Raw genomic sequence first — 25043 nt, forward strand, 5'->3', positions numbered from 1 at the left:
GCCGGTGAACGGATGGGAAGGGGCACGGTGAGCACAGGGACCACAGCCGTCTGGGGCCGTGCGGAGCAGCAGGACTTCCGCAGCCGGGTGCGCGGGTCCCTGCTCGGAGGCGCCGTAGGCGACGCGCTCGGGGCGGGTGTCGCCGGGCTCACCCTGGAACAGATCCGTGCGGCCCACGGCGTCGACGGCGTCGTGGACTTCGTCCCCGCGCACGGCAGGCGCGGGGCAGTCACCGCCGTCACGCAGCTCACCCTCTTCACCGTCGACGGGCTGATACGCGCCCAGGTCCGACGTGACACCGGCGCCTGGCACCCGCCCACCGACGTGCACCGCGCGCATCTGCGCTGGGCGGCCACACAGAGCGCCTGGGGGCCCGACGAACGCCGCAAGGACAACGGCTGGCTCGCCCGGGAGGAGTGGCTGTACACACGCCGCGCGCCCACCCGGGAGTGCCTCGTCGGTCTCGGCGACACCACCATGGGCACGCTTGCCGTGCCCAAGAACCCCGCGGCCCGCGACTCGGCCGCCCTCACCCGCTCCGCGCCCTTCGGGCTGCTCGTCGGTTGGGAGTCGCATCTCGTTCTCCAACTGGCCGTCGAGTGCGCTGCCCAGACCCACGGCCATGCCACCGCCCAGCTGGCCGCCGGAGCCCTCGCCGTCCTGGTGCACGGGCTGGCGCGCGGCGAGACCCTGGACGGTTCGGTCCAGCACGCGCTCGCGCTGCTCGCCGACCGGCCGGGCAACGAGCAGGTCACCGAAGCGCTGCGGCAGGCCCTCGGATCCGTGCGGCAGGGCATTCCCGGGCCCGCCCTCATCGAGGCGCTGGGCGACACGGACTCCGCGGAGGAGGTCCTCGCCGTGGCGCTGTACTGCGCGCTGGTCGGCGAGGACGTGCGGCACGGGCTGCGCCTCGCCGTGAACCACTCGGGGCCGTCCGCGGCCACCGGGGCCGTCTGCGGGGCCCTTCTCGGGGCGCTGCACGGAGAGACGGCGCTGCCTCCGGCCTGGCTGGCCGAACTCGAGGGACGCTCGACCGTCCTGGAACTCGCCGACGACTTCGCGATGGAGATGACGCAGGGGCCGGCCCTGCACAGCCCGACCTCTGTGGCGCCCGGCTGGCTGTCCCGCTACCCGCGGGACTGAGGGAAGCGGGAAGGGGCGCGGACAGCAGCGCGCACAGACAGCAGTGGGCGGACGCCGCCGCGCCCGCCCACCGTTCGTACGTCCCAGCCGGAACGACGGTCAGTCCTTCACACCTTCCGGGACCGCCGTACCCTCCGGGCCGGGCTTCTGCGCCGGAACCGCGGCTTCGCCGTCCGGGCCCCCGCCATCCGTGTTGATCATCTCGATGAGCGCGTCGCGCTCCGGGGTGTCCTCGGGCTTGATGAACCCGATGACGATGTAGAGCACCAGCGAGATCGCCAGCGGCAGCGCCACCTGGTACTGCAGGGCGACGTCGGTCTTCACCGAGCCGTCGAAGTTGTAGTTGGTGAGGTAGAACGCGAGCAGACCGGCTGCCCAGCTCGTGAGCGCCGCCGTCGGACCCGACCTGCGGAACCTGCGCAGCAGGCCCAGCATGAACGGAATGGCGATCGGGCCCATCAGGCCGGCCACCCACTTGATGACGACCGAGATGATGTCCTTGAACGTCGGCGAGTTGATCTGCGTGGCCAGTGCCATCGACAGGCCGAGGAAGGCGAGCGTGGACAGCCGCGCGGCCAGCAGACCGCTGCGGTTGCTCCAGGTGCGGGCCGCCTTGGAGAAGACCGGCGCGATGTCCCGGGTGAAGACCGCCGAGATCGCGTTGGCGTCGGAGGAGCACATGGCCATCGTGTGCGAGAAGAAGCCGACGACGACCAGGCCGAGCAGACCGTGCGGCAGCAGCTGCTCGGTCATCAGGGCGTAGCTGTCCGAGGCGTCCGGCTTCTTGGCCTCGACGAGCAGCGGGGCGACCCACATCGGGAAGAACAGGATGACCGGCCAGACCAGCCACAGGATCGCGGAGAGACGTGCCGAACGGGTCGCGGAGCGTGCGGAGTCCGTGGCCATGTAGCGCTGGGCCTGGTTCCACATGCCGCCGTTGTACTCGAAGGTCTTGATGAACAGGTACGCCAGCAGGAAGGTCGTGGTGTACGGGCCGGCCGTCGGGTCCGTGTGACCCTCGGGCAGCTTGTCCCAGACCGTCCACAGGGAGCTGAATCCGCCCAGCTCGTTCATGACGATCACCAGCATGGCGATACCGGCGAAGAGCTGGATGATGAACTGCCCGAGCTCGGTGAGCGCGTCGGCCCACAGCCCGCCGACCGTGCAGTAGACGGCCGTGATGGCGCCGGTGATGAAGATGCCCTGGGTCAGGGAGATACCCGTGAAGACGGAGAGCAGCGTGGCGATGGCCGCCCACTTGGCTCCGACGTCCACGATCTTCAGCAGCAGACCGGACCAGGCCAGGGCCTGCTGGGTCTGGACGTTGTAGCGGTTCTTCAGGTACTCGAGCGGCGATGCGACGTGCAGCCGCGAGCGCAGCCGGTTGAGACGCGGTGCGAAGAGCTTCGCGCCGATGCCGATGCCGATGGCGATCGGCAGCGACCAGGTCACGAAGGACGTGACACCGTACTGATACGCGATGCCGGCGTAGCCGGTGAACATCACCGCGCTGTAGCCGGACATGTGGTGCGAGATGCCTGACAGCCACCACGGCATCTTGCCGCCGGCCGTGAAGAAGTCGCTGACATTGTCCACGCGCTTGTGCGACCAGAGTCCGATCGCGACCATCACACCGAAGTATCCGATGAGCACGGCCCAGTCGAGACTGTTCATGTGCCCCCTCCAGGGGTCCGCCTTGTGAACGGGAACGCACTTCGTCAGTACGGCCGTTCAGCGGGGCCCCCGTGCGGGAACGGGGACTTTGGGGATTGAACCGCCTGTTCGGGTCCTCGGTCAAGGTTTTTCGTGATCAGAGATGTGAACGCGGATCAGCAAGGCGAACGATTTTACTCGTTCTTGACCTTGCGGGGCGTTGTAGTGACCGTGACAGCGGCCACACGATGAGCGGGCACTTCGTCAGGCTGTGCAGAGACAGGACCGAAGCAGGAGCGCAGAGAACGCAGAACGACCGCACGGGATGCGGGTCCCGTGCGGCCGGAGAAGGAGGAGAGCTGAAGAACCGGGGTCCGAAGCGCTGAAGGTCTTGCGTGTCGGAGGCCTTCGCGTGCTGACGTGCTGTACATCGATCGGCCGCGCGAACTACGGCGGCCGAGACGTGGGAGCAGGTCGCGAGGTCGAGCAGTCGCGATGTCGAGCAGGTCGCGATGGGGGGCAGGTCGAGGCGTGGAGCGGGCCGAGCCCCCTCGGCCAGGACGGCGGACCAGTCGAGAGGGCTCCTGTCAGTGGTGCGCGGCGACCGGCGCCGGTCAGGCGTCGACGGCACCCTCTGACACATCGCGCACGAACGCGTTCCACGCGCCGGGGACGAAGGTGAGCGAAGGTCCCTCGGGGGCCTTCGAGTCGCGTACGGCGATCGCCTGTGCGACGGGGGACTTGACCTCGACGCATGCTCCGTTGCCGCCGGAGTACGACGACTTCGTCCACATGTCCGTAGCACCCTGAAGAATAGCCATGTTCACTCCGGTTCAGAGAGTTGTGTGAGGGACACCAACTTCGTTCCTGTTGGCGTGATCGACGCTACTCGCCAACATCGCTGAGTGGCGCGGCCGTTCACTCGACCGGATGGCATATTCCATGCAGGTCTTCCGGGGCGAGGCGGTGGCGGTGTATATTCCCGCCGCCACCTTCCTTACATCACTGCATGTCTCGCAAATCAGACTTCATGGCCGTGTCTGATTTCGACGGGTACCCAGCGGGGCCCGATGGTTGTTCAGCGGGTGTACTCCTTGGTGATGCCGCTGATGAATTGGCGGGTCTGCTCCACATTCAGTGCCTGGGCCCGCAAATGCTCGTACATGACGCTGTATCGCTGCACGTCATTCGCTTTCTCCAGATACAGGTCGCTGGTGACGCCTTCGATGTACACCACGCTGGAGTCCGCGGCGTCCGGGAATTCCAGAATGGCGTACTGCCCGTTGATGCCCGGATGTGCTCCCATTTCGAACGGCAGCACCTGTACGGTCACGTGCGGGAGTTGAGACTGTTCGATGAGGTGCTCGAGCTGCTCGATCATCACCTGCTTGCCGCCGACCAGCCGGCGCAGCGCGGACTCGTCGATCACCGCCCACAGCCTCAGGGGGTGTTCGGGAGCGTTGATGCGGTCCTGGCGCCTGGCCCGGACGTTGACCCGCTTCTCGATGTCGGACGGCGGTGCCTCGGGGAGTGCGCCGGTGATCAGCGCCTCTGCGTACTGCCTGGTCTGCAGCAGGCCGGGGACGACCTGGGGCTCGTACACCCGGAGCGATTCGGCGTCCGTCTCCAGGCCGATGTAGACGCTGTACGGGATGTCGCCGAACGCGTGCCACCAGCCCTGCTGGCGGGAGTCCTTGGCCATCTGCATGAGCGAGTCGACGACCCGGTGGTCCTCGACCTCGTACACGCCGCAGAGGTCCCGGACATCGCGCTGGCTGATCGAACGGCGGCCGTTCTCCAGGCGGCTGATCTTCGACTGGGAGACCAGCAGCCTCTCCGCCACCTCCTCGGCCGTCATGCCCTTGATCTCGCGAAGGCGGCGCAGTTCCTGGCCCAACCGGCGTCGCCTGACGGTGGGATTGACGTTGGTCGGCACGGAAACGGCACCTCCGGCTATGCAGCTCTTGTAGCTGTGCGTATCTACTGCTCAGCAGATTGCCACCCCTGGCCGTGGGCGCGCTGGAAAACGGCCACACACAGGCGCGCGGGGCAGCCGGTGGATCCGGCTGCCCCGCGCGTGGTGCGGCTCCCGAACCGGGTCTGTGGGGACGTCGGTGCGGCGGTGTTCGGTTGTCCGCGCGATGCTCCGCGCGGTCAGTGCACGGAGGTGTGCGCCATGCTGCCGCGACGCGCTTGCTGCTGCAACGGCACGCCTGCCGCTTGCTGATTACGGCGCGGCTGTACGGCCACGCCGTTCTGGACGTCCATCACGGCATGCGCCACGAGGCCGCCCATGGGGTCGTGTCTGATCAGGTCCCGGAGCCGGGAGCGCGAAGAGCGCCCCTCGTTCCCGGGGTACAGGTGCTTGCCGAGTCCGACCGCATGGGCCAGCGCGGCGAGCGCCGCGGTCCGCGGGTCCGGCGGTACGCCGGTGCGGATCGCACTGTCCAGCCGGTTTCTGATGTCCCGGCTTATTGCCGTGTCCGTCGCCTGGTAGCGAGTCGTCGGCAGCACTCCGCACATCTGGCCCGCCACGGCATGCACCATGCCGCACCGCTCCAGATGAGCGAGGTAGATCTGGCGAAGCCCCAGCCGGGGTCCGCCGATCCAGTGGACGGCCCGGACCGGGCTGCCGCGACGGCGCAGCAGTTCCAGTGCGGAGTCCAGAGTCGGATCTCCTGTCGGCCGTGGCATCACCACGGCGATACGATCCCCGTCAGGGGCTATCCGTCCTGCCAGAGCCAGCTCTACTAGCTGTGCCCCGGCCAGGCCGAGGTCGAGCGACTGCGGCTGCGCTGTGGTACCCGTGGTCGGGTCCAGAGCGAGCAACAGAAGCTCCTCCGGAATTGTTCTGCGGCTCCTGCCCATCCATGCCTCCCCGCGTGGATGAATGACAGGGTGACCCCTCTCACATTGGTCTGTCGAGGGCGCCTGGGTGCTTTGTGAGGGAACCGTTAGGTATGTCGTTCTCGTCTAGCGGCCCAGCCAAGGGTTCACACAGGACACTGGTAGATGGTTCGGACAGTGCGGGCATGTCCCCGCGGCGCATGGAGGAGGCATCGGTGGCGGGCGAGTCCCCCGACAATTCGGAGCAGCGGAAGTCGTCGGGGACGGCTGAGGGACGCGATCCGCGTCTCGCCGTGTTCCGCGAACCGGACTCTCCGGCGGAGACCGGGAGTACGACGGACACCGCGACGGATACCGCGACAGCGGTTTTCCGTGCGCCGTTTTCCGCGGATGCTGCCGACGATCCGTCCGATGCGTCCGGCGATGTGTCCGAGGAAGCGTCTGCGGCTTCTTCGGCAGCTGCCGGGAGCGAGACGGATGCGGCCGGAGCGGACGCTCAGGACTCCGCCGGCTCCGACTCCGGGGCCGCTGAGGGCTCAGCGGGCGCCGTGGAGGGCGTGAAGGCCCCTGTGGAGGACTCCGAGCCCCGCGAGGCGGTCGAGGAGGTTGCCGCGCCGGACAGGGCGCCTGTGCCCTCCGGGACGGACGAGGAGGCCGCGGCCGAAATCGACCCCACGCCTGAGGATTCCGCCGGCGCGGGGTCTCCGGACGACGAGGGCTCCGACGCCGATTCCGCGCCGGCCGCCGAGGCCGGTTCGGGCAGCGGTGCCGGGCCGGAGGCGCCGAGCGAGCCGTCCGACTCCGAACCTGTGCAGGAATCCCGCTCCGAAGTCGAAGCGGAAGCCGAAGCCGAAGCGGAAGCCGAAGCGGAAGCCGACCCGGAAGCCGAAGCCGCTTCCGGGCCCGACGCCGAGCCTGAGTCCCGCGCGGAGGCCGACGCCGACGCCGCCTCAGGAACCGCTGACGAGAACACCTCCGAGCCCTCCGCCGCGGCCGCGCCGAACGACGCGCGGCTGCGCGCCGCCGTCGCGGCGTGGGTCGCGAGCGGCGGCGACGAGGACTCCGCGCCCGAGGACTCCGAGCCTGGCGACTCCGCGCCCGAGCCGGACGCCGAACCCGCATCGGGCGAGGCGTCCCAGGCTGTGACCGGGTCGGACACGGACGAGGCGGCGGACACCGGCGCGACCTCCGACGCGCCCCGCGTGCCCAGGACTCGCGAGGAGGCCACGCCAGCGGAGGCCGAGACCCCCGAGAAGGCGCAGCAGGGCGAGAAGGCCGCGTCCGAGGACGCGGCCGTTCCGGCGGAGGCCGCTGAGGACAAGCGAGGAATCGATCAGCCGACCACCGCCTTCAAGGCGCTGCGGCCCGGCCGGGTCGACCAGCCGACGACCGCGCTGAAGCTCCCCCGGGACACCCGGCGGGACGCCCCCGAGGCGCCCGCCGAGCGGACCAGCAAGTTCGTACCGCTGCGGTCGGACGACGCAGGGCCGCCGCCGGCGCCCGCCCCCCGCCGACCGGATGCGTCCGCGTCCGCGCCCCGCATCGGCCCCACGGTCACCCCGGACCTCGCCCCGGGCCGCACGGCGGATCCCGGCCGGCCGGCCGCCGGAGCCGTCCCCGGGCTCACCGAGGCCGAGCGCACCCGGCAGCAGCCCATGCCGCCCCTGCCACCGCTCGACCTGCTCGCCGAGCTGACGAACACCCCGCCGCCCCCGCAGACCCCGGTCCGCACGGCGGTCCGGCGGGTCAAGATCTGGACGCCGCTGCTGCTGCTCGTCGTGATCGTCTTTGCGATCGCGCAGGCGGTGCGTCCCCTTCCCGAGCCCACGCTGACGCTCTCCGCCGACCCCACGTACACCTTCGGCGGCGAGAAGCTGGAGATGCCGTGGCCGGAGGAGGGCCAGGGTGTCGTCGAGGTCGAGGGCGTCGGCACGATCGGCTCGTACGGCACGGAGAAGACCGCGCCGATCGCGAGCGTCGCGAAGATCATGACGGCGTACGTGATCCTCAAGGAGCACCCGATCACCGGCAAGCAGGACGGTGAGCAGATCGTGGTCGACAAGAAGGCGGGCGAGGAGGCCGACCGCCCCGACGAGTCGACGGCTCCCATCCAGGAGGGGCAGAAGTACACGGAGCGTCAGATGCTCCAGCTCCTGATGATCCCCTCCGGGAACAACGTGGCGCGGCTGCTCGCCCGCTGGGACGCCACGACGGTGGAGGCCTTCGTCGACAAGATGAACGCGGCGGCCGAGGACCTCGGGATGACGAAGTCGACGTACACGGACCCGAGCGGTCTCGAGTCCTCGACCGAGTCCACACCCGCCGACCAGCTCAAGTTGGCCAAGGCGGTCCTGCAGTACGACGTCTTCCGCGAGATCGTGAACATGCCCCAGGCCGACATCCCGGGCATCGGCAAGACCATCTACAACAACAACAACATCCTGCTGGAACCCGGTGTCAGCGGCATCAAGACCGGTTCCTCCACCCCGGCCGGCGGCAACCTCATCTGGACCGCGGACACGGTCATCGACGGGAAGAGCCGGCGGATCATCGGCGCGGTGATGGGTGCCGACGTCGACGGCACGCTGGACGCCAAGCTGCAGCGCGCCATACAGAGCAGCCTCGGCCTGATCCAGGCCGCGCAGAAGGGCGTTGACTCCGCCACCGTCGTCAAGAAGGGCCAGGTCGTCGGCTACGTCGACGACGGGCTCGGCGGCAGGACACCGGTGGTCTCCACCAAGGACCTGAAGGCGGTCGGCTGGGGCGGGCTGCAGGTGGAGCTCGACCTCGGTGACGGCGGGGAGACGCTCCCGCACGCGGCGAAGGCGGGCACGGTCGTCGGCGAACTGACGGTCGGTACGGGCCCGGGGAAGGTCTCGGCCCCCGTCGCCCTCCAGAGTGAGATGACGGAACCGGCCTTCGGCGACAGGCTGACCCGGATCACCTGACGGCGGTCCTGCCCGTGTCCCTGCCCTGCCGCGCACAGCGGCGGGCAGGGACACGGAGCAGGAGGTGCGGGGCAGGAAATGGGGCAGCGCGGAGAAAAACGTGCGTGCTAGCGTCCCGGAAGCAACGGTCGGGCGCCGGGACGCGTCCCTCCGGGTACGGATGAGGCCCGTGCGGTACATCGACGGTTCGGCAGGCCCGGGCGAGGACGGGGAGAGTCGCAGTGACGACGGCTGAGCCGACACGGGCGAACGACAGTACGGCTGCCGGAGATCTACGGGTCCGGATTCCGGCGCCGCGCGACGGCCGGCAGGACGGGCCCGACACGTCCCTGCGGGACCGCCTCCTGCGCCATCCGGTCCTCCTGACGACCGCGGTCGCAGCCGCCGTGCACCTGCTGTGGTTCTTCTTCTTCGCGAACAGCGGCGGCGACATCGCCGCCCAGGACGCCTGGGCGGAGTTCGTGGGCCGGCACCCCGGTACCGCGTACAACCTCGCCTGGTACGGGGGCATGCACCCCGTCTCGTACAGCGTGGTGTCGCCCTATCTGATGTCGGTGCTCGGCGTCCGCACGACGATGATGATCGTCGGTACGGTCTCCTCCGCGCTCACCGCGCTGATCCTGGTCCGGGTGCCGGCCGTCCGCAACCCCCTCGCGTGCGCCCTCGCCGGGGCGTTCGCGTACCTGTGCAACGCCCTGTCCGGGCGGGTGACCTTCGGGCTCGGCATGATGTTCGCGCTCGGTGCGGTCGCCGCGGTCTTCTGCTGGCCGTACCGGTGGCGGTACAGGCGGTGGGCGAAGGCCGTCGCCGCCGCGCCGCTCGCCGCACTGGCGACGGCGGGCAGCCCGGTCGCCGGGCTCTTCCTCGGTGTGGTCGCCGCGGCGCTCTTCCTGAACAAGCGGCGCCCCGGGGCGTACGCGATCGGCCTGCCCCCCGTCGTGGTCGTGGTGCTGTCCGCGTGGATGTTCCCCTTCTCGGGTACGCAGCCGATGTCGATCGGGACGCTGTCCCTGCCGTTCCTCTTCGCCGTCCTGGTGTTCCTCCTCGTGCCCCGGGACTGGGCCACCGTGCGCACGGCCGCCGCGGTGTACGGCATCGGCACGCTGCTGACGTACGTGATCGACTCGCAGATCGGCTCGAACGTGTCGCGCATGGCGATGCTGTTCGCCGGGGTCGTGCTGCTCGCCGCCCTGCCGTACACGACGCCGCGCACCCGCCGCTGGTACGCGCTCGTCATCGCCTTCGCGGGCCTGAACTTCTGGATCGGCTTCAAGGGCGTCGACGACATCGTCCGCACCGCCCCGACGGCTTCCTGGAACCGCGAGCTGGCCCCTCTGGTCAACCAGTTGCAGAAGGCCGGGGCGGAGAGGGGCCGGGTCGAAGTGGTGCCCGCCAGCAGCCACCGGGAGGCTTCGGCACTCGCGCCGTACGTGAACCTGGCCCGCGGCTGGAACCGGCAGGCCGACATGAAGCGCAACCCGCTCTTCTACGACGACACCCTCGACGCCGTGAACTACCGGGAGTGGCTCGACCGCTGGGCCGTGCACTACGTCGTGCTGCCGACGGGGCAGCCGGACTCCAGCGGGGCGCTGCAGGAGACGGAGCTCGTCCAGGAGGGCCAGCCGTATCTTAAGGCGGTCTGGAGCGACGCCAACTGGAAGCTGTTCCGGGTCTTGGACCCCGTTCCGCTCGCCGATCCGCCCGCGACGGTCGAGCGGGCCGGAGCCGACGAGCTGACGATCCGGGTGCAGTCGGCGGGCCGGGTGCTGATCCGCATCCCGTACTCGCGCTGGCTCGCCGTCGTGGACGACGAGGGCAAGAGCGTGGAGCGTCCGCAGGAGACGGAGGCCTCCAAGCGGCGTTCCGCGGAGGACGACGAAGCCCCGAAGGACTTCACCAACGCGCACGGCTGCCTGATCAAGGTGGACGAGGACCCGGACGGCGACGAGTGGACGGAGCTGCTCGCACCGAGGCCCGGGGTCTACCGGCTCGCGGCGCCGTACCAGCTGCAACCGGGTACGCCGTGTCCGGAGGAACTGCGCTGACGGGCTCGCGCCCGGCGCCCGGTCGGGCAAATAGTGCGGGAACTCTCCCTCTGCGGGCGCAGCACTGGCAAGGTGTGCTGCCATGAGGTGCCAACATTGCGGGGGCGAACACATAGGTCCGTTGCCGGGGATGGTCTGTCCCCGGTGCGGTTCAGTGGCGCGTTCGGCCGGGAGCGGTTCCTGGATCGCCCAAGAGACCCTGATGGGCCGGGTCTCCACCCTGCCCAGGAGGCGGAAAGTCTTGCTCGCGGCCGGAGTTGTGGTCGCGGCCGGGAGTCTGGCCACCGCCGTGTCGCTGCTCGCCTCGGGGGGCGGAGGAGGGCGACCGGAGGCTTCGGGCCGGGCCGGCGCCGTACCGGCTCCGATCGGCGGCGGAGCTCCGAGCCGGATCGGACCGGGAGGCGAGGAGAGCCCGGACGCCCCAGTGACGGAATCCCCGAGCTCTCCGGGCTTCCCGGAATCCTCGGGACCGGCGAGCTCTCCGGGCAGTCCTGCGGAGACCGGCGGATACCGCTACGCCGCCTGGGCGGGCCCCGGCTGTACGACGGGCGACTACGCCGAGCACGGCCGCTTCGAGAACGGTGACGCGGGCTGGTACACCGTCGAGTCGGGTGGTTTCAGGGACGGTTCGTGCGACGGCCGGTTCAGCGCGGTCCCGATGTCCGGCAGTCCGTCCGAGGACCGGGGCGGCAGTGCGGTCTGGTCCTGGTATCTGGGCGAGGGCTTCAGCGAGTGCACGCTGACCGTCTTCGTGCCGACGAGCGTCCGCGACAACGATGTGGCGGGGAACCCCAGCGTGTACCGGGTTCTCTCCGACCCCGGCGACGCGGACTCCGCCTATACGGGCTTCGCCGTGCGCCAGCCGGAGCACCGGGGTGAGCCGGTCGACGTGAAGAGCTACCCGGTGAAGGGCGACACCTTCGCCGTCCAGCTGATCGACCGGGGCCGGGACTGGGGCGACACGGACCTCGTGGGCGCGCACCACGCGGCGGCCCAGGTGAAGGCCTCGTGCCGCTGAGCCGGGCGGCCGTGCGGGTCAGCGGACGAACGCACGGTCCCGTTCGCTGAGTTGGCCGGCCGGACCGGCGGCCCGGAGGACGACGTCGAGGGCGCGGTCCGGATCGGAGGCGTAACAGCCACTCGCCCACGCCGCGTTGGCCTCGATGACGGCCCACTGGCCGGCGTCGGTGGTGCCGGCGTCGACGACGATCGCGGACGGCAGGGTATGTCCGGCGGCGGCGAGCAGATCGGCGCCGAAGGCGAGCGCCCCGGCCGGCAGCGGAGCCGGGCGGAGCCGGCCGCCCTCGGCGTACCGGCTTCCGCAGACCACGTGGCCGTCGAGCACATACAGGCGGTACTCGGCGGCGAACACCATGACATCGCTCACCAGCACCACGGTCCCGGGATCGACCGCGTCCGGCCCGGGCAGCCGGGACCCGTCCGCGTACACCAGGGCCGGAATGCTCTTGTCGTTGGGCGACTTGACGAACGCGGGGCGGCGCAGCCGGTACGCCTCACGGATGGGCACGGCCCGGATCTCACGCCGGGTGAACGCGACGGGCAGCCGGGCCAGCCAGTCGGCGGGGGCCTCCAGCGGCGCGATGCCCAGTGCGGGTGCCACGGCGTCGGCGAAGGACGGTCCGGCATGCAGATGGGCGCCCCCGCCGCGCAGCCCCTCGGGCACGTCGAAGTCCGGCAGCTGCACGGTCCGCAGGCCGCGCCTCCGGGCGGTGTCGCCGAGGGTCCGTGCCGAAGCGGTGGGACGAGGAGGGAGTACGAGGGTCATGGGCGCCGATCATTACGCAGCGCACCCGTGTGCCCCACCGGATTTCGCCACCGCCGTGAGCCCGGCGGAGGCGCTCCGGGGCGTACCCGTGGGCGTCGACCGGGCGACTCGCAGCCCGCACTGCCTGGCGGCTGGACCGCGTCGGCACTCACACGGCACGCTCCATGCACACCAGATCGCCCCGCTCGTCCCAGGACTCGGTGACGGCGAAGCCGAGCCGTTCGTACAGGGCGACGGCGCCAGTCCGCCACTTCCACACGGACAGCCCCACCGTACTCACGCCGTCCCGCGCACATCGCGCGAGCGCGGCACCGATCAGCTCCGAAGCGACGCCCCGGCCCCGGAAGGACGGCGCGGTCCAGAGCCGCTTGACCTCGCATCGCTCCTCGACGGGGGCAGTCACCACCAGGCAGCCCACCGCTTCGGCCCCGCTCAGTGCCACCAGCACGACATCGTTCGCGAACGCGGTCCGCGGATCCAGGATCTCCGCTCGGTAGCGGTCCGGCAGCGCTCCCACGTCGGGGACGGCCGCGCCCTTCTCCTCCTCGGTGCGCAGGTGGTAGGCCGCCAGCAGCCCGGACAGTCCGTCCTCCGCGGACGGGCCCCGACCGGGCCACGGAACGATGGCGATCTCGCCTCGATCAGTCATGAAACCAGCATCGCAGGACGGGGCCCGGGTCTGCGTAGGGGCCGTCACGGGGGTGCCCGTGAAGGTCGTGGGAACGCGTGTGCCAGGGTGTGCCGACAGCTCACGCCGGCCGGGCCCCGCGAGGTGGACCGGTCGGCTGATTGCCGGGCTCCGGAACCTGCGGTGGCGTCCGGGGCCGGGCTGCCGAAACCCCGGCGGGAAAAGCATCCCGTCCGGGCCAGGCATCCAACCTCGTAGGAGTACACCCGTGAACGGAAAGCGCCGTCGGCTGCTGCTGGCCGCCGTCGACCCCATGCTCGAGCCCGAGGAGCGGGTCGAGGTGACGTCCATCGTGAACCTGAGTTCGGTCTCCGTGCGCCGCACAGCGGCGTTCGCGGCAGCCTCGGCGATCATGAGCGGCGGTGGCATGGCCGTGATCCCGGTGCCGGTCCCGATGTACCTGGCGATGACCGACCGTCGCATCTTCGTCTTCCGGGCCAACCCGACGTTCGCCCGGCCCGAGGAGCACCTGATGACGATTCCGCGCGCCGGTCTCGTCCGCTCGGAGATCAAGGAGCGGCTGCTCAACTCGTCCTTCGTCGTGTCCTCGCCGGACAACGAGCAGGGCTTGAAGATCGTCTTCCCGCTGGCCGGGCGCAAGGAACGGAACGCGATAGCGGCGGTCCTGCCCCTGGCGGGCTGACCCTCTTCCCGGAACGGGCCTTCCCGGAACGGGCCGGCGGCCGGGCGGAGTGACGTCTCAGGGCTGTTCCGAGTCGTAGTCCGCCTGGCTCAGCTCGATGCCGGGGTTGTTGTCGACGGCCCACTCGGCCAGCTTCACAGCGGGTTCGATCAGGGTGCGACCCATCGCGGTGAGCTCGTACTCGACGCGCGGCGGGACCTCGGGGAACACTGTACGGGTGACGAGGCCGTCGCGCTCGAGGTGCCGGACCGTGCGGGTGAGCATGCGCTGCGAGATTCCCGGGATCCGCTGCTGGAGCTCGGTGAAGCGCATGCGTTCACCGTCGAGTGTGGCCACCACCAGCAGGGTCCACTTGTCGCCGATGCGGTCCAGAATGCCTCGGACGGCACGGCCGCCGTCGCCGCGGATGAGGCAGCTGTTGCGGTACTTCGACATCGGCGTCCTCTGTTCGCAACGCACACCGGTGTGCCTTTTGTAAGGTTTTCCATAGTCACCGATCATGTGCTTGCTTACAAGTCGTAACCATGACGGAGGACGCACATGGAGATCGCCTACTGGATCGTCGCCGGGCTGCTGGGAGTCTTCTACCTGTACGCGGGCGGCAAGAAGGTCGCGCAGCGCAAGGAGCAGCTCGCGCCCATGATGGGCTGGGTGGACACGGTCCCGATGCCCCTGGTCCGGATCATCGGAGCCGTCGAGATCCTGGGTGCCGCCGGCCTCGTGCTGCCGCCGCTCACGGGGATCGCGCCCGTCCTCGCGGTCCTGGCCGCGCTCGGCTTCCTCGTGCTGCAGGTACTGGCGACGGGTCTGCACCTGTCGCGGGGCGAGGTCAGGGAAACCGGTCTCAACGTCGCCCTCATCGTGCTCGCCGGCGTGGCAGCGTGGCTCGCCACGACCTGGTGAAGGTCCCGGTCGCCCGGCGTACGCCGTCCGCGGACGGAAGCGGGACTGTTCGCCACTCGGCGGCCCCCGTTGACCACAGGAGCACGATCGTTACCCGTTCCCTCTCCTGTGACGCAGCCTGCCCAGGCTAGGTTCGCGACGCAACTCAAGAGCGCACTTCAGGGGGATACGGCATGCGGCTCGGACGCGGCGTCATCACAGGCGTGGCCACTGCGGCCCTTATGGCCGTCGCGGCCACCGGCTGCGACGATCAGGACGCCTCGCGAAGCCGCTCCGGCCCCGCCGCGGCGACGGCTGCCGCCCCGAGTTCCTCGTCGACGCCGGATTCCTCCTCGGCCCCGGAGCGAAGCGGCACCCCCCACCCTTCGGCGCCCTCTTCGCCGAGTGCCGAGCGGACGGCCACCGGTGTGCCCACCTCGCCAGGTCCGGCGCCCGAGGCTGTCACCGCGGCCCCTGTACCGACGTTGCTCTCCATGTCCATGGCCACGTCCGGCGGCAGCATCGGCCTCGTGCGCGGCGGTGCGCCCCAAGAGCTGACGTTGACCCTCCGTAACGGCAACAGCCGTGCGTACAGCCACCTGCGACTGGTCTTCCAGATGGAGATCCTGGTGGACGGAACCCCGGCCGCCGAACGTCCTCCGCAGGACGGATTCACGCTGGAGCGGTGGGACCGGACGGCAGGGACGTGGCGCCGCGAGGAGCTGCGGATCGCCAACGACGCCCTGCCCCACAGCTCGTACGCCGGCGGATTCGCCCTGGCCCGGGACGCCGTGCGAACCGAGCGGTACCGCCTGCGCGCACTGGACGCCGGGCCGACCGGAAGCACCCCGTTGATGGTGAACCTGATCGACACCGGCGCACCCGAGGGAGCACCTCTCCACCGGGTACGCCCCGCCTCGTTCAGCATTCCCCACACCACGCGCCGGGGCTGATCGCGGCAGCCGGACCGAGGACGGCGGGGCCGCGCTGCGGCGGCCCGGCCGGTCACTTCGTGACGGTCGGGATCTCCGGCTCCAGCGAGTTGCCCGCGGGAATCCTGCCGCAACTGGTGGGGGCGGTCCGGCCCGCGAAGCGGTCGTCCAGCCACGCCATCGCGCGCGGCGCCCAGTACAGCATGGAACCGACGTGGCTGAGCAGGTCGTACTGCTCGTACTTGATCGACTTGTTGCCGGTGGCGCAGTACTGCCGGGCCAGCGCCCGCACGTCGCCGGCGACCATGACACCGTCACCGGTGCCGATGCCGGCCCGTTTGTTGAGCGTTCCCTCGAGCACGCCCGCGTTCCCCTGCCCGATGAGCCCGGGGACGGTCGGGGTGGCGGCCTGACCGAGGTTGATCTTGTTGACCGCCTCGACGAAGGCGGGAATGGAGTTCGGGTCCTTGTACTCCGGTTTCGTCATGTCCTTCCAGGTCATCCCCGGGTAGCGGCCCAGCGCATCGACGATCGAGCCGTACTCGAGCTCGTTGTAGACCTTGAGGCCCTTCTCGCTGAGGTAGGGCTTGATGTCGATGCCGTACGAGCGGGTGACGCCGATGACCGCCATCGGGATCACGCCGTTCCACACCAGGGCGCCGTCGACGTACTTCAGATTGTGCGCCGGGTCGACGAGCAGCCCGCCCTCGGTGAAGCCGACCAGCTGCCGGTTCACCTCCGGCGCGTACTCGGGGGCCAGGGCCGCCGCCCAGTTGGTGGCGATGGCCCCGCCGGAGTAGCCGAACAGGCCGAACCGCGTGGCGCTGTTCAGGCCGGTCCCCTCGGCGCGCGTGCTCGCGCGGATCGAGTCGAGCGTGTTCGTCCCGTATCCCGGACCGGCCGCGAAGTCGGCGCTCTGCCCCTCGGTGTCCGGGATGACGACGTCATAGCCCCGGAGGAGCAGCGGCGCCAGAACGATCGTCTCGACGTTGGCGATGATGCCGCCGAGGGAGACCTCCCCGGCGATGGCACGGGAGGGTCCGTCCTCCGGGTCGAGGGAGTCGTAGAACGACTGGTACGACACGGCCTTGCTGCCGTCGCTGCGGTGCCCGCGGACCACCGTGGTCACGTTCGCCGAGGGCCGGCCCTGGGCGTCGGTCGAGCGGTAGAGCAGCTGGACGGCCTTCACCGGCGTCGGAATGCCGACGATGTGGTAGTCCAGCGTGCGCTTCTTCAGGACGTCGCCGGGCTGGTACGAGGACAGAGGCTTGCTGCCGTCGTAGCGGTAGAACGGGTCGGACGCCGTGGCGTTCACCTGTTCACCCGCGGTGGGCGCGGCCGTCGCGGCCGGTGCCGTACCGACGGTGAGGGCGGTGACGGCGGCGGTGGCCAGCAGGCTGACGGTGATCCGGTTCATGACTTCCCCCGATGCGTGCAGCAGGACAGGTGTTATTACTCCGCGGTAAGTTACTGGTGGTAAACGTCGCCTGTACATAGGCGCGTCAGCAGAGATTTCAGGTCCCGCCTCGGAGAGGTGGCGACGCGCCCGCCGTCGGATGCCCGGCCGCACGTCGGATCGCCGGACGGAGACCGCCCGCGGCCGCCGGGCCGCGATCTGGCGGAGGAACAGATCGGCCTGGCTCCCTACCAGCTCCAGCCAGGCGTGCGGCCCCATGGGAACGCGGCCCGGAGTACGAGTGGCTCAAGGCCGTTCGCCCTGCCGATGGGTCTTACAGGCGTTGTCCGGGGATTCCTGGAGTTCGAGACGCCTCGCGTCAGGACGTAGGCCGTGCCCAGGCCTTGGTCGGCTTGGCGCTCGCGACGGTAGGGGCGGCAGCAGTCGCGTACATGATCTTCGTGCTCACGCGTCCGGACCTGCCGATTCAGGGGTAGGTCGGTGGTGGCTCCATGACCGAGTCGATTCGGCAGGGGCGAGGTGTGGCGAGTTGGGTCCTGACCTGCGGAACGCGAACCTCGGTGCCTGCTGACGGTGAGCTCCGCCGGCAGCCGCAGTTCCGTGTGGGTCCCGACCGATCTGGCGCGGTTGTGGCACGGGGACTTGTGATCCGTGGCCGAATGACTCAAGCGGAGGTGAGTACTCGGACTCTGGCCGGCTCCAGGGTGAGCCGGAATGCTTGAGCCATGTCGCAACGACCTCTGAAACTCGTTCCCCAGCTGATGGCGATCCTCGTGCCGGCTGTGTTGGCGCTAGCGGTGTGGGCCGCCTGGCTGGGCTGGGACCAGCACCGTGACGTGCAACCTGATGGTTCCGAGACCGGCCCCTACGAGGCGTGGCAGGTGATCGGGCTGGTGCTGACTCTGCTGGCACCTGTGTACTGGGCGGCATCCCGGCGCTACATCGCAGGCGCCGTGCTCGGCGTCACAGGCGGCCTGACCGTTGCCGCCTATTACGACTGGTCGGACGACTCCAGCGGCCTGTTCATGGTCGGCGTGGGGATGGTCATGATGGGAAGCCTCGTCGTGACCGGCGTTGCTTCCGCCGTGATCGCCTCCGTGCGAACAAGGGCCGACTCATCTCGGCAGCGATCTTGAAAACCGTCGTCGCAGCGATGTGACCGTGGGTTCGAATCCCGCACCCACCGCAGATGAACGGCCCCTGACCAGGCGAATCGGTCGGGGGTCGTTCTCATGTGGGGGACCTGGCCGGCGAACCGGGACAGTCGCTGTCCGGCAGGGCGGGCCCTGGGCTGTTCGACTCCGAGGTACAGGTGACCGAGGCCCTCGCGGTGGACGACTCCCGATCGCGGTGCGAAGTCTTCCTGGGTGGCCTTTCGCTTGTGCCCCCGGCAGGATTCGAACCTGCGACACCCGCTTCAGGAGCGAGGTGGGGCGAGTTGGGACCTGACCTGCGGGATACCGACTTCGGTGTCTGTGTGCTGTCGTTCCTGCCAGTAGCCGCAGTTCCCTGTGAGTCCCCGCCCCTTCCGGCGCGGTTGTGGCACGGGGACTACTGATCCGTAGCTCTGTGTGGACCGGTCGCTGTCGTCCCTGAAGGTCGCGCTGCGGCCCTACGAGGACGCTGCCGGACGGGATCCGGTCGCTGTGGTTGCGGTACTTCGCTGCTGTACCCAACCAGAGTCCCGGCAGGCAGAGGGATGCCCCTGACTGCCGGACGCGGCGACAGCGTCACCCCTCGTAGCGCTTCCACTTGTCGAGTGTGGCCTGAGCCTCCGCGCGATCTTGAGAAGGGAAGCAGTTCGGATTCTGGGTAATGACGTAGGCATGTGTGCGCACGCTCAAGACGAAATCGTCGGAGTCGAGCTCTTCGTCCAGGCCGAGCCTGTCCACCTCGAGTTCCGCCTCCTTCTCGACGGTCCGAACCGCCGCGCAGTCCTCTTTCCCTGGGTCCGCTTCCCCTGAGTCCGCCGCCGTGGCACGGCCAGCAGCAAACCCTCCACCCCCGGCAAGGACCGCCACGATCACGACGCCCAGGAGCAACCTGGACATGAATGACCGTGTTGTTGATGAGTTGGACGCATCCGTAACGGCACTTGTCATGATTCCCCCAGGTGATCGGCGTGGCGGAGAGAGTACAGCCAGCGGTCACTGGTCGCATCTGTAGAGCTGAGGTGAGGATTCCTGGTGACCGAGAGGGGCCGGCGGGCACCATCAAGCCTCCGAACTGGCCCTTGGTCCGTGCCCCCGGCAGGATTCGAACCTGCGACACCCGCTTGGGAGTACGGCTGGTTGGGGCATGTTCCTGCATGACTAGCCCTCAGCACCGCGAGGTTGGTTCGCGCGCGCCCGTGCTTGACCACCCGTGTGCGCCGACGCTGCCGTCACCTACGCCGAGCACCGCGTCAATCCGCAATGTTCGCGCATCGTCAAGGGCTCACTCTCAGGGGTGTCCCATCGATGGCAGGCGTACCCGCTATGTCGAACCGATCGCACCATCGCAGACCTGTCGGAACGTGCAGCGCAGCCACCCGAGCCGCACGCCCTGCCACCGCCGGGCGCTCCGTACTGTGCGCGGGCACCTGGGCTCAGTCTGACGCTGTACACATGGGGCGAGCTGACTTGATGCGCAACCGCGGGGTGTCCCGTGGTGTCGCGCTCCGAGTCTTCGGTGTCCTCTTGAGGAGGGCGTCGCGGAGCCGGTGCCCGGTGGTCGCTGGCGGGTGCTACGCCGCGGGCAGACCTCCGACCGTTGGTCGAGCGGCTCGCTGCCGTGATCACGGATGACGAACTTGCCGTGGGGGCAATCTTCCCGAGTGCGTCAGCTCTGTGTGCGCGGTTCGATGTCGCGCGGCCGACAGTCAGCAAGGCACTCGACAAGTTGCAAGCCGTTGGGCTGCTTGCGGAAGGGAAGCAGGGGAAGCGGCGAACCGTATTGGCCCTGCCGAGCCGAGAGGAGAGTTCCAAGCCTTGAGCACTACGGAGCTGACCGAGTGGGCTTACTCCTCGCAGAGTCACTGCTCGCTGAGCCCCTGCCACCCGATGAGCCATCTCGGTCCTGAGACTGTGGAACGTGACTGCCGTCAGACGCTGCCGTCAAAACGGCCCGGACCATGATCGGTCCGGGCCGTTATGCCTGGTGCCCCCGGCAGGATTCGAACCTGCGACACCCGCTTTAGGAGTTCGGCCGTGGCAACCCAGACAACTGCGCCTGCCTCGACTGTAGACGCCCTCTGCGACCGCCCAAAGCTGCTGTTGTACGTCGTCGTTGATGTCAACCGTGGATGTCAACTGCCCCTGGCACGAAGCCTGCACGCTGATCTCTCGGACGTGGCGCCGATTTTGCCTGGATAGCTACACCTCCGGCAACTCAGTCCCCCTTTTCACGAAGACGCAATTGTACGTAGCGAAGCTGACGCATTAGATTTTCTTCTGCCTCTTGCAAGGCTTCCAGCCTCCGGTTAGTGGCGTCATGCATTTCCAAAAACATTTGCATCTCATCTCGATCCACCTTGTCATCCTGTAGAGAAATCAAGGCTTCCAATTCCCCCCTCTCCTTCGTCAGCGAATCTCGCTCCAAATGCACCTCCTGTAGTTGATTCTGCATAACATCAGAGCGCTGATGGAGGTTACTCTGTCTACTGACTCTGTGCGTTTGGCGTCGATCAGTACGCCCCCTTCCGAACCTGCCTCCTTCCTTCCTCATCGCTTCCCATTCTTCCGGATTCATTTGCATGGACTCTGTGCCGTCCGAATGCTGAATCGTGGAGGCGTTTCGGGCGAGAGTCAAGGCGTCTTCCATCTCGCTTCTGCGCCTTCTGAAGACCTCCCTCTCCGCAACGCCTAGCCCTGGTTCCATGAATGCAGAATGCAGGTTTCTTTGTCGCGCGATCAAATTCTCCACTACGTCATTGTATTCTTCTCTGGCGATTCTTACCTGTTCCGAACCATTCCCCGTGGCACTTGGTCCGATGTTTTCAGCTTGAGCCACCGTTGATTCGCTGATGGCGGCCCCCAGCTCGGACACAGCGACTTTGAGAAAAGTGCCCAAGTCTGCAAGGAGAAAGTCAAGTCCGCAACGCTCCTTGAACTCACGCACCAATTCTGGCCGCGGACCAATAGTGATCCCGGATTCCAGCTGAATCCAATCTTCCTTTGCGTCATTCGTGACTAGCAGGACAGGCATTTTCCGGGACGCCGCTTCGCGCAGTACCTGTTCCCATACAAAGTAGTCACCATGGGCATTATCCGCCTTGTTGGCATCCTTATATCCTGGCGGGATTTTCTTATCCGCCCTCTCGGCAAACCCTTCGATAAGCTTCCTGGACTCCTCCTCCTCGAATGGAGCCCCTGTCTTCTGGTCTAGAATTTCGGCGAGCGCCTCAAGGATTGGGTCATTCGTTGCAACCTTTGCGAGGCTGAGATCGAAGGCCTCCCCGTGTTTCCGAATTTCTGCGATTACGGATTCGAAGGCCTTATTCAAAGGGTCGATCAATTTCTGTCTATCTTCGGGCGCCATGGATCGCCTTTTGGCGAATGTATTGAGTTCCTGGAGTGCCTTATTTCTCGTATCGTTGAGAGCCTTTGGGACGGAGGTGTAAAGGGTGATATGTTCATTTACGGCAGTCAGACGCCGCGAATAGTACTCCTTGGCTACTTGGTGCGAAACCCACAGCCGTTCTTGCAAGGTCCTGAGGACCGAAAGTAGCTCGTTTCGAGCCTGCGGTGTAAATCGATAAAGGTTCAAAAGAACATTTGTATCCAGAGTAACGAGATACTCTTTTGCCCCTTTCTCGTAGTCAGATAGGGGGCGCCTCCACATTCCTTCGAAACCCGACAAGAATGACGAGTATGGCATTTCTAGACCTCCCGATCCGTTGGCTGTTGATGACGCCAAGGTAGCCGCAAAAGGCCCTTCCTTGCAGCCAGTCGGCTCCATTGCACACAAAGGAGGCTAGGCGAGTAGCGCGTCAGCGCAACGCAGAGCCTTCTGTCCACTTGGGGCGGCGCGTCCTCGAAAGCACTGCCGTGATGTCAGCTGCGCGTGCGAGGCTGAGCCCATGATTGGTGAAGTGCCGAACGTTGAAGTGGGCCAGGAGTACAGCACGCGTCGGCTGGCGCATGACGTGGGCGTGCACAGGCCGTTGCAGGCCGGCATCTGCGGAACGCTGAGAACTGGAGCTGAGTCCATCGTCGTGTCTGGCGGTTATAAGGACGATGAGGATTATGGGGATGTAATCGTCTATACCGGTCATGGCGGTCAGGACGGCGCTGGTAACCAGGTGAGCAACCAGTCCTTGGACGATCCCGGCAACGCAGCCCTCGTGACAAGTCACCTTGAAGGCCTGCCCGTCCGCGTGCTCCGGGGATGGCAGAGCGATTCTGCGTATGCACCAGAGTCCGGCTACCGGTACGACGGCCTCTACCGTGTCACCAGCTACGGGAGCAAGCTGGGCATCGACGGCTACCTCATCTGGCAGTTCCGGTTGGAAGCTTATGACGGCACTCCCATCCCGCTGGTTGCGCAACAGCAAGAGCTGCCGGTCACGCCTGCGGAACCGGAAGGACTGAACAACGCCGCAGTGGTCGAGGGAAATGAAGCACCAGAGCGGGTCACCTCGACCGTGCAGCGCATCGTGCGTAGCAGCGCCGTAAAACGCCAGGTCAAGACATGGCACGACAATCGTTGCCAAATTTGCGACCTTCGCATCGAGGTTCCCGGAGGTAGCTACAGCGAGGGCGCGCACATCCAAGCTCTTGGTACGCCTCACAATGGCCCGGACATCACCGGAAACATCCTCTGCCTCTGTCCCAACTGTCACGTAATGCTCGACGCCGGCGCGGTCGTACTAAGCGACGACCTCTCCGTAGTCCTTGATGGCGCGGAAAGTGGCGTATTGCGGACTCACCCGAAGCACGCCATCGACCTGGAATGCGTGAGGCACCATCGTGAACGCTGGCGCCAGTAACACCCCAGGCTCGCTGTCATGTGGGGCCGACCGGGTCCCAACCTGACCTGCCGGTTTAGAACGACTCGCAGGCGGTCTTGAGCGTCGGCGTGCTTGAAACCGTGGGCCATCCATGCTGTCACGCTGAAGCGAGCCATCACCACCCATTCCGACCCACCACGTACCCAGCTCCCATCCCGTCCGCCTTCGACCCACACTCCGTGGAGCGGGCGTGGTTCAGGGCGTCAAGGTGGAGCGCGCCACTGTACGAACGACCTTGACGCCCTGGGCCGCGACTGCTCGGCTCTGCCTGGGTCGAAGGTGGTCGGGATGGGAGCCCACCACGCTCACCACGAATCCGCCGGCACCCGCAAACGGCGCCCCTCCCATCCCGGAGTCTGAGCGCCCCCGCCGGAGGCATGTCTTGGACCCGCGGATCGGTCTCGACTCATGCCCTTCGGCCTATCCACTGCGGGCGCGCGTCGGCGGCGGCAGCGACGAGCGGGCCGAAGGCAGGAGCGCGGGAGCGGCCAGAGCCGGGAAGCGCGCCCGGCGGAGCGGAGCGCAGCCGGGTGCCTTGATGAGGTAGAGAAACCTGTAACAGCTCTTGGCGTTGGTCAAGCAGAGTGCGAATCGGTCGGCAGGAGTCGACTGGTGAAACCGGCTTGGCGGAGTCGCTCGTACGCCTCGGCTACGTCGGCAGGTACGGGCTGGCGGATCATGAATCCCTGATCCGGATAGATCATCAGACGCTGTAGTGCGCCCGTAAGCATGTCGATCACCAGGCGTGCGTCACCGATGGAGTCGACGTACTCGTCCAGAGTCATCGGTGTCGAAGCGCTGACGATCTCGACCTCGGGCCACAGCTTGCGGGCAGTGGCGTATGCCCGGCGTTCCTCGTAAGGCTTGCTGATCAGCAGGACAGAAGCCACCTCGACGCCCCCCTCCTCCAGCACTTCTTGCGAGAAGCGGATGTTCTCACCCGTGTTGCGCGCCCTCGGCTCCACAAGAACAGCCGAGCTGGGAACACCCAATTCGAGTGCCCGCTCCCGGTAGTGGACTGCTTCACCGCGGGGCATCCGCTCCCGGGTCGTGGGGCTTGTGGCTCCGGTAAAGAGTAGTAGCGGCACCAATCCCCGCTGGTACAGGTTGGCCGACGTCTCCGCTACTCCCAGATCATGGCTGCCGAGCCCGATGGCAACGGAGCAGGGTTGAAGAGCGTGGCCCATTTGGTGGTAGTCCCAAATCCGTCGAGCGTCGGCCCAGTCCTGTGCAGAGATCACTGTCAGCCTTCCTTGTCACCCGCGGAATCAGGCACCTGGAAGTCGTATTCCCAGGCGAAACGTGATGCCGCGTGCACCCCGATGGCGAACTCAACCACCGTGCCGTCAGCTGTGAACGTCGTCCGGTGCAGTTCAACAACTGGCTCTCCGGGCGGCAGCTGGAGAAGCCTCGACTCATCCGGGGTGGCGGCCCGAGCGAAGATCCGCTCTTTCATGTGGTCGATCTCGTAACCAGCGTCGTAGAGCACGCGGAACCCTCCGCCCCGGCCGGCGGGTCCGGGAGTTGGGTCAACGATGCGGGTTCCCTCGACGTGTTCGGGCCGGTAGTAGCTCGTCAAGGTGTGGGTGGGCTGCTCGCCTTCCTTTACAAGGCGCGCCCGCGCGTACACCTCGGCTCCTGCGGGGAGGCCGTGAGCTGTCGATACGGCGGGGGGAGCCTCTACAAGGCTGACGGTCTGTGTCTGCTCGTTCCGGCGGTAGGTACGTCCACTTGCCACGCGGTCCGCGATGAACGCCACTTCGTCGCTGTCACGCCACTTGGCCTTGTCGTATCGAGCGATTCCGAGTCGCTTGAGAGGAACTTGCTGACGCACGACCGTGCCGTGGCCGCGGGATGAAGTGACCAGACCTTCCGCTTCGAGAGCCTTGTAGGCGGCGTGAACGGTGGACTTGGATCCCTCACCCGCCTCCACAAGCTCCCGGATGTGCGGAAGCTGCGCGCCCGGAGCGTAGTCACCGCCCCTGATCTGCTCGGCAAGCTTGTCTGCCAGCTCTCGCCACTTGGGCGCCATCCCGAACCCCTCTCGTCGGAACCAAGTCAAACACAGTC

General features: G+C 67.7%; 23 protein-coding genes. 10 read left to right on the forward strand and 13 right to left on the reverse strand.

Features of this window, described 5'->3' with window-relative positions; genetic code table 11:
• Window positions 1–27 precede the first annotated feature (27 nt).
• Window positions 28–1143 (forward strand): ADP-ribosylglycohydrolase family protein, encoded by a 1116-nt coding sequence (locus OG844_RS29595; RefSeq protein ID WP_406394375.1) that lies wholly within the window; start codon window positions 28–30, stop codon window positions 1141–1143.
• 99 nt (window positions 1144–1242) lie between these two features.
• Here the strand turns inward: OG844_RS29595 and OG844_RS29600 are convergent, their stop codons facing one another.
• The 4 genes from OG844_RS29600 to OG844_RS29615 all read right to left on the reverse strand — a co-directional run bounded on the left by OG844_RS29600 (window position 1243) and on the right by OG844_RS29615 (window position 5664).
• A complete protein-coding gene (locus OG844_RS29600) occupies window positions 1243–2817 on the reverse strand; it encodes a sodium:solute symporter family protein (RefSeq protein ID WP_406394376.1) in 1575 nt (524 codons plus the stop codon).
• A gap of 593 nt (window positions 2818–3410) precedes the next feature.
• Window positions 3411–3617: a DUF397 domain-containing protein gene (locus OG844_RS29605; protein WP_406394378.1), complete on the reverse strand. Its 207-nt coding sequence runs from the start codon at window positions 3615–3617 to the stop codon at window positions 3411–3413.
• A 257-nt stretch (window positions 3618–3874) separates the two neighbouring features.
• Window positions 3875–4732: a helix-turn-helix domain-containing protein gene (locus tag OG844_RS29610; protein ID WP_406394379.1), complete on the reverse strand. Its 858-nt coding sequence runs from the start codon at window positions 4730–4732 to the stop codon at window positions 3875–3877.
• Window positions 4733–4950: 218 nt separating this feature from the next.
• On the reverse strand, window positions 4951–5664 hold the full coding sequence (locus OG844_RS29615; protein ID WP_406394380.1) for a GPP34 family phosphoprotein: 714 nt from the start codon (window positions 5662–5664) through the stop codon (window positions 4951–4953).
• 164 nt (window positions 5665–5828) lie between these two features.
• Between OG844_RS29615 and OG844_RS29620 the strand changes: the two genes are divergently transcribed.
• The 3 genes from OG844_RS29620 to OG844_RS29630 all read left to right on the forward strand — a co-directional run bounded on the left by OG844_RS29620 (window position 5829) and on the right by OG844_RS29630 (window position 11654).
• Entirely contained in the window at window positions 5829–8591 is a 2763-nt protein-coding gene (locus OG844_RS29620; protein WP_406394381.1) for a D-alanyl-D-alanine carboxypeptidase, read from the forward strand.
• Between the two features lie 221 nt (window positions 8592–8812).
• Window positions 8813–10636, forward strand: a complete 1824-nt coding sequence (locus tag OG844_RS29625) for an MFS transporter (RefSeq protein ID WP_406394382.1) — start codon at window positions 8813–8815, stop codon at window positions 10634–10636.
• Between the two features lie 130 nt (window positions 10637–10766).
• Complete coding sequence (locus OG844_RS29630) at window positions 10767–11654, forward strand: adhesin (protein ID WP_406394383.1); 888 nt, start codon at window positions 10767–10769, stop codon at window positions 11652–11654.
• A gap of 18 nt (window positions 11655–11672) precedes the next feature.
• Here OG844_RS29630 and OG844_RS29635 read toward each other — a convergent pair whose 3' ends face one another.
• Together OG844_RS29635 and OG844_RS29640 are read right to left on the reverse strand one after the other, a co-directional pair.
• Complete coding sequence (locus OG844_RS29635) at window positions 11673–12422, reverse strand: ATP-grasp domain-containing protein (protein ID WP_406394385.1); 750 nt, start codon at window positions 12420–12422, stop codon at window positions 11673–11675.
• A gap of 148 nt (window positions 12423–12570) precedes the next feature.
• Window positions 12571–13071, reverse strand: coding sequence for a GNAT family N-acetyltransferase (locus tag OG844_RS29640; protein ID WP_406394387.1), 501 nt, complete (start codon window positions 13069–13071; stop codon window positions 12571–12573).
• Window positions 13072–13318: 247 nt separating this feature from the next.
• On the opposite strand from OG844_RS29640, the gene OG844_RS29645 reads away from it, so the two are divergent.
• Window positions 13319–13753 carry a hypothetical protein gene (locus tag OG844_RS29645; RefSeq protein ID WP_406394389.1) on the forward strand — a complete coding sequence of 145 codons (435 nt, stop codon included), beginning with the start codon at window positions 13319–13321 and terminating at the stop codon, window positions 13751–13753.
• Between the two features lie 57 nt (window positions 13754–13810).
• Here the strand turns inward: OG844_RS29645 and OG844_RS29650 are convergent, their stop codons facing one another.
• Entirely contained in the window at window positions 13811–14188 is a 378-nt protein-coding gene (locus OG844_RS29650) for a winged helix-turn-helix transcriptional regulator (RefSeq protein WP_406394390.1), read from the reverse strand.
• Window positions 14189–14293: 105 nt separating this feature from the next.
• Here OG844_RS29650 and OG844_RS29655 point away from each other — a divergent pair, with 105 nt between their 5' ends.
• Entirely contained in the window at window positions 14294–14656 is a 363-nt protein-coding gene (locus OG844_RS29655) for a DoxX family protein (protein WP_406394392.1), read from the forward strand.
• Between the two features lie 250 nt (window positions 14657–14906).
• Here the strand turns inward: OG844_RS29655 and OG844_RS29660 are convergent, their stop codons facing one another.
• A complete protein-coding gene (locus tag OG844_RS29660; RefSeq protein ID WP_406394393.1) occupies window positions 14907–15137 on the reverse strand; it encodes a hypothetical protein in 231 nt (76 codons plus the stop codon).
• On the opposite strand from OG844_RS29660, the gene OG844_RS29665 reads away from it, so the two are divergent.
• Complete coding sequence (locus tag OG844_RS29665) at window positions 15130–15588, forward strand: hypothetical protein (RefSeq protein ID WP_406394395.1); 459 nt, start codon at window positions 15130–15132, stop codon at window positions 15586–15588. The two genes, OG844_RS29660 and OG844_RS29665, sit on opposite strands and share 8 nt — an antisense overlap.
• A gap of 52 nt (window positions 15589–15640) precedes the next feature.
• On the opposite strand, the gene OG844_RS29670 is transcribed toward OG844_RS29665, so the two are convergent.
• Window positions 15641–16984: a lipase family protein gene (locus tag OG844_RS29670; protein WP_406394397.1), complete on the reverse strand. Its 1344-nt coding sequence runs from the start codon at window positions 16982–16984 to the stop codon at window positions 15641–15643.
• Window positions 16985–17709: 725 nt separating this feature from the next.
• Between OG844_RS29670 and OG844_RS29675 the strand changes: the two genes are divergently transcribed.
• Complete coding sequence (locus OG844_RS29675; protein WP_406394399.1) at window positions 17710–18120, forward strand: hypothetical protein; 411 nt, start codon at window positions 17710–17712, stop codon at window positions 18118–18120.
• 594 nt (window positions 18121–18714) lie between these two features.
• Here OG844_RS29675 and OG844_RS29680 read toward each other — a convergent pair.
• Window positions 18715–19035, reverse strand: coding sequence for a hypothetical protein (locus tag OG844_RS29680; RefSeq protein WP_406394401.1), 321 nt, complete (start codon window positions 19033–19035; stop codon window positions 18715–18717).
• A 745-nt stretch (window positions 19036–19780) separates the two neighbouring features.
• On the opposite strand from OG844_RS29680, the gene OG844_RS29685 reads away from it, so the two are divergent.
• Window positions 19781–19957 carry a GntR family transcriptional regulator gene (locus OG844_RS29685; protein ID WP_406396305.1) on the forward strand — a complete coding sequence of 59 codons (177 nt, stop codon included), beginning with the start codon at window positions 19781–19783 and terminating at the stop codon, window positions 19955–19957.
• Between the two features lie 396 nt (window positions 19958–20353).
• Here the strand turns inward: OG844_RS29685 and OG844_RS29690 are convergent, their stop codons facing one another.
• Window positions 20354–21823 carry a PIN-like domain-containing protein gene (locus OG844_RS29690; RefSeq protein ID WP_406394402.1) on the reverse strand — a complete coding sequence of 490 codons (1470 nt, stop codon included), beginning with the start codon at window positions 21821–21823 and terminating at the stop codon, window positions 20354–20356.
• A 220-nt stretch (window positions 21824–22043) separates the two neighbouring features.
• Here OG844_RS29690 and OG844_RS29695 point away from each other — a divergent pair, with 220 nt between their 5' ends.
• Window positions 22044–22952, forward strand: a complete 909-nt coding sequence (locus OG844_RS29695; protein WP_406394404.1) for a YDG/SRA domain-containing protein — start codon at window positions 22044–22046, stop codon at window positions 22950–22952.
• A 596-nt stretch (window positions 22953–23548) separates the two neighbouring features.
• On the opposite strand, the gene OG844_RS29700 is transcribed toward OG844_RS29695, so the two are convergent.
• Window positions 23549–24214, reverse strand: a complete 666-nt coding sequence (locus OG844_RS29700; protein WP_406394406.1) for a YdcF family protein — start codon at window positions 24212–24214, stop codon at window positions 23549–23551.
• A gap of 2 nt (window positions 24215–24216) precedes the next feature.
• Complete coding sequence (locus OG844_RS29705) at window positions 24217–25005, reverse strand: GntR family transcriptional regulator (RefSeq protein ID WP_406394408.1); 789 nt, start codon at window positions 25003–25005, stop codon at window positions 24217–24219.
• Window positions 25006–25043 lie beyond the last annotated feature (38 nt).

The organism is Streptomyces sp. NBC_00887, assembly GCF_045207585.1.

Bases quoted from the DNA above. Each gene is read 5' to 3' on its own strand.
- OG844_RS29600 (WP_406394376.1), bottom strand. From the start codon at position 2,817: ATGAACAGTCTCGACTGGGCCGTGCTCATCGGATACTTCGGTGTGATG.
- OG844_RS29605 (WP_406394378.1), bottom strand. From the start codon at position 3,617: ATGGCTATTCTTCAGGGTGCTACGGACATGTGGACGAAGTCGTCGTAC.
- OG844_RS29615 (WP_406394380.1), bottom strand. From the start codon at position 5,664: ATGGGCAGGAGCCGCAGAACAATTCCGGAGGAGCTTCTGTTGCTCGCT.
- OG844_RS29620 (WP_406394381.1), top strand. From the start codon at position 5,829: ATGTCCCCGCGGCGCATGGAGGAGGCATCGGTGGCGGGCGAGTCCCCC.
- OG844_RS29630 (WP_406394383.1), top strand. From the start codon at position 10,767: ATGGTCTGTCCCCGGTGCGGTTCAGTGGCGCGTTCGGCCGGGAGCGGT.
- OG844_RS29635 (WP_406394385.1), bottom strand. From the start codon at position 12,422: ATGACCCTCGTACTCCCTCCTCGTCCCACCGCTTCGGCACGGACCCTC.
- OG844_RS29640 (WP_406394387.1), bottom strand. From the start codon at position 13,071: ATGACTGATCGAGGCGAGATCGCCATCGTTCCGTGGCCCGGTCGGGGC.
- OG844_RS29650 (WP_406394390.1), bottom strand. From the start codon at position 14,188: ATGTCGAAGTACCGCAACAGCTGCCTCATCCGCGGCGACGGCGGCCGT.
- OG844_RS29655 (WP_406394392.1), top strand. From the start codon at position 14,294: ATGGAGATCGCCTACTGGATCGTCGCCGGGCTGCTGGGAGTCTTCTAC.
- OG844_RS29665 (WP_406394395.1), top strand. From the start codon at position 15,130: ATGTCCATGGCCACGTCCGGCGGCAGCATCGGCCTCGTGCGCGGCGGT.
- OG844_RS29660 (WP_406394393.1), bottom strand. From the start codon at position 15,137: ATGGACATGGAGAGCAACGTCGGTACAGGGGCCGCGGTGACAGCCTCG.
- OG844_RS29670 (WP_406394397.1), bottom strand. From the start codon at position 16,984: ATGAACCGGATCACCGTCAGCCTGCTGGCCACCGCCGCCGTCACCGCC.
- OG844_RS29675 (WP_406394399.1), top strand. From the start codon at position 17,710: ATGTCGCAACGACCTCTGAAACTCGTTCCCCAGCTGATGGCGATCCTC.
- OG844_RS29680 (WP_406394401.1), bottom strand. From the start codon at position 19,035: ATGTCCAGGTTGCTCCTGGGCGTCGTGATCGTGGCGGTCCTTGCCGGG.
- OG844_RS29695 (WP_406394404.1), top strand. From the start codon at position 22,044: ATGATTGGTGAAGTGCCGAACGTTGAAGTGGGCCAGGAGTACAGCACG.
- OG844_RS29705 (WP_406394408.1), bottom strand. From the start codon at position 25,005: ATGGCGCCCAAGTGGCGAGAGCTGGCAGACAAGCTTGCCGAGCAGATC.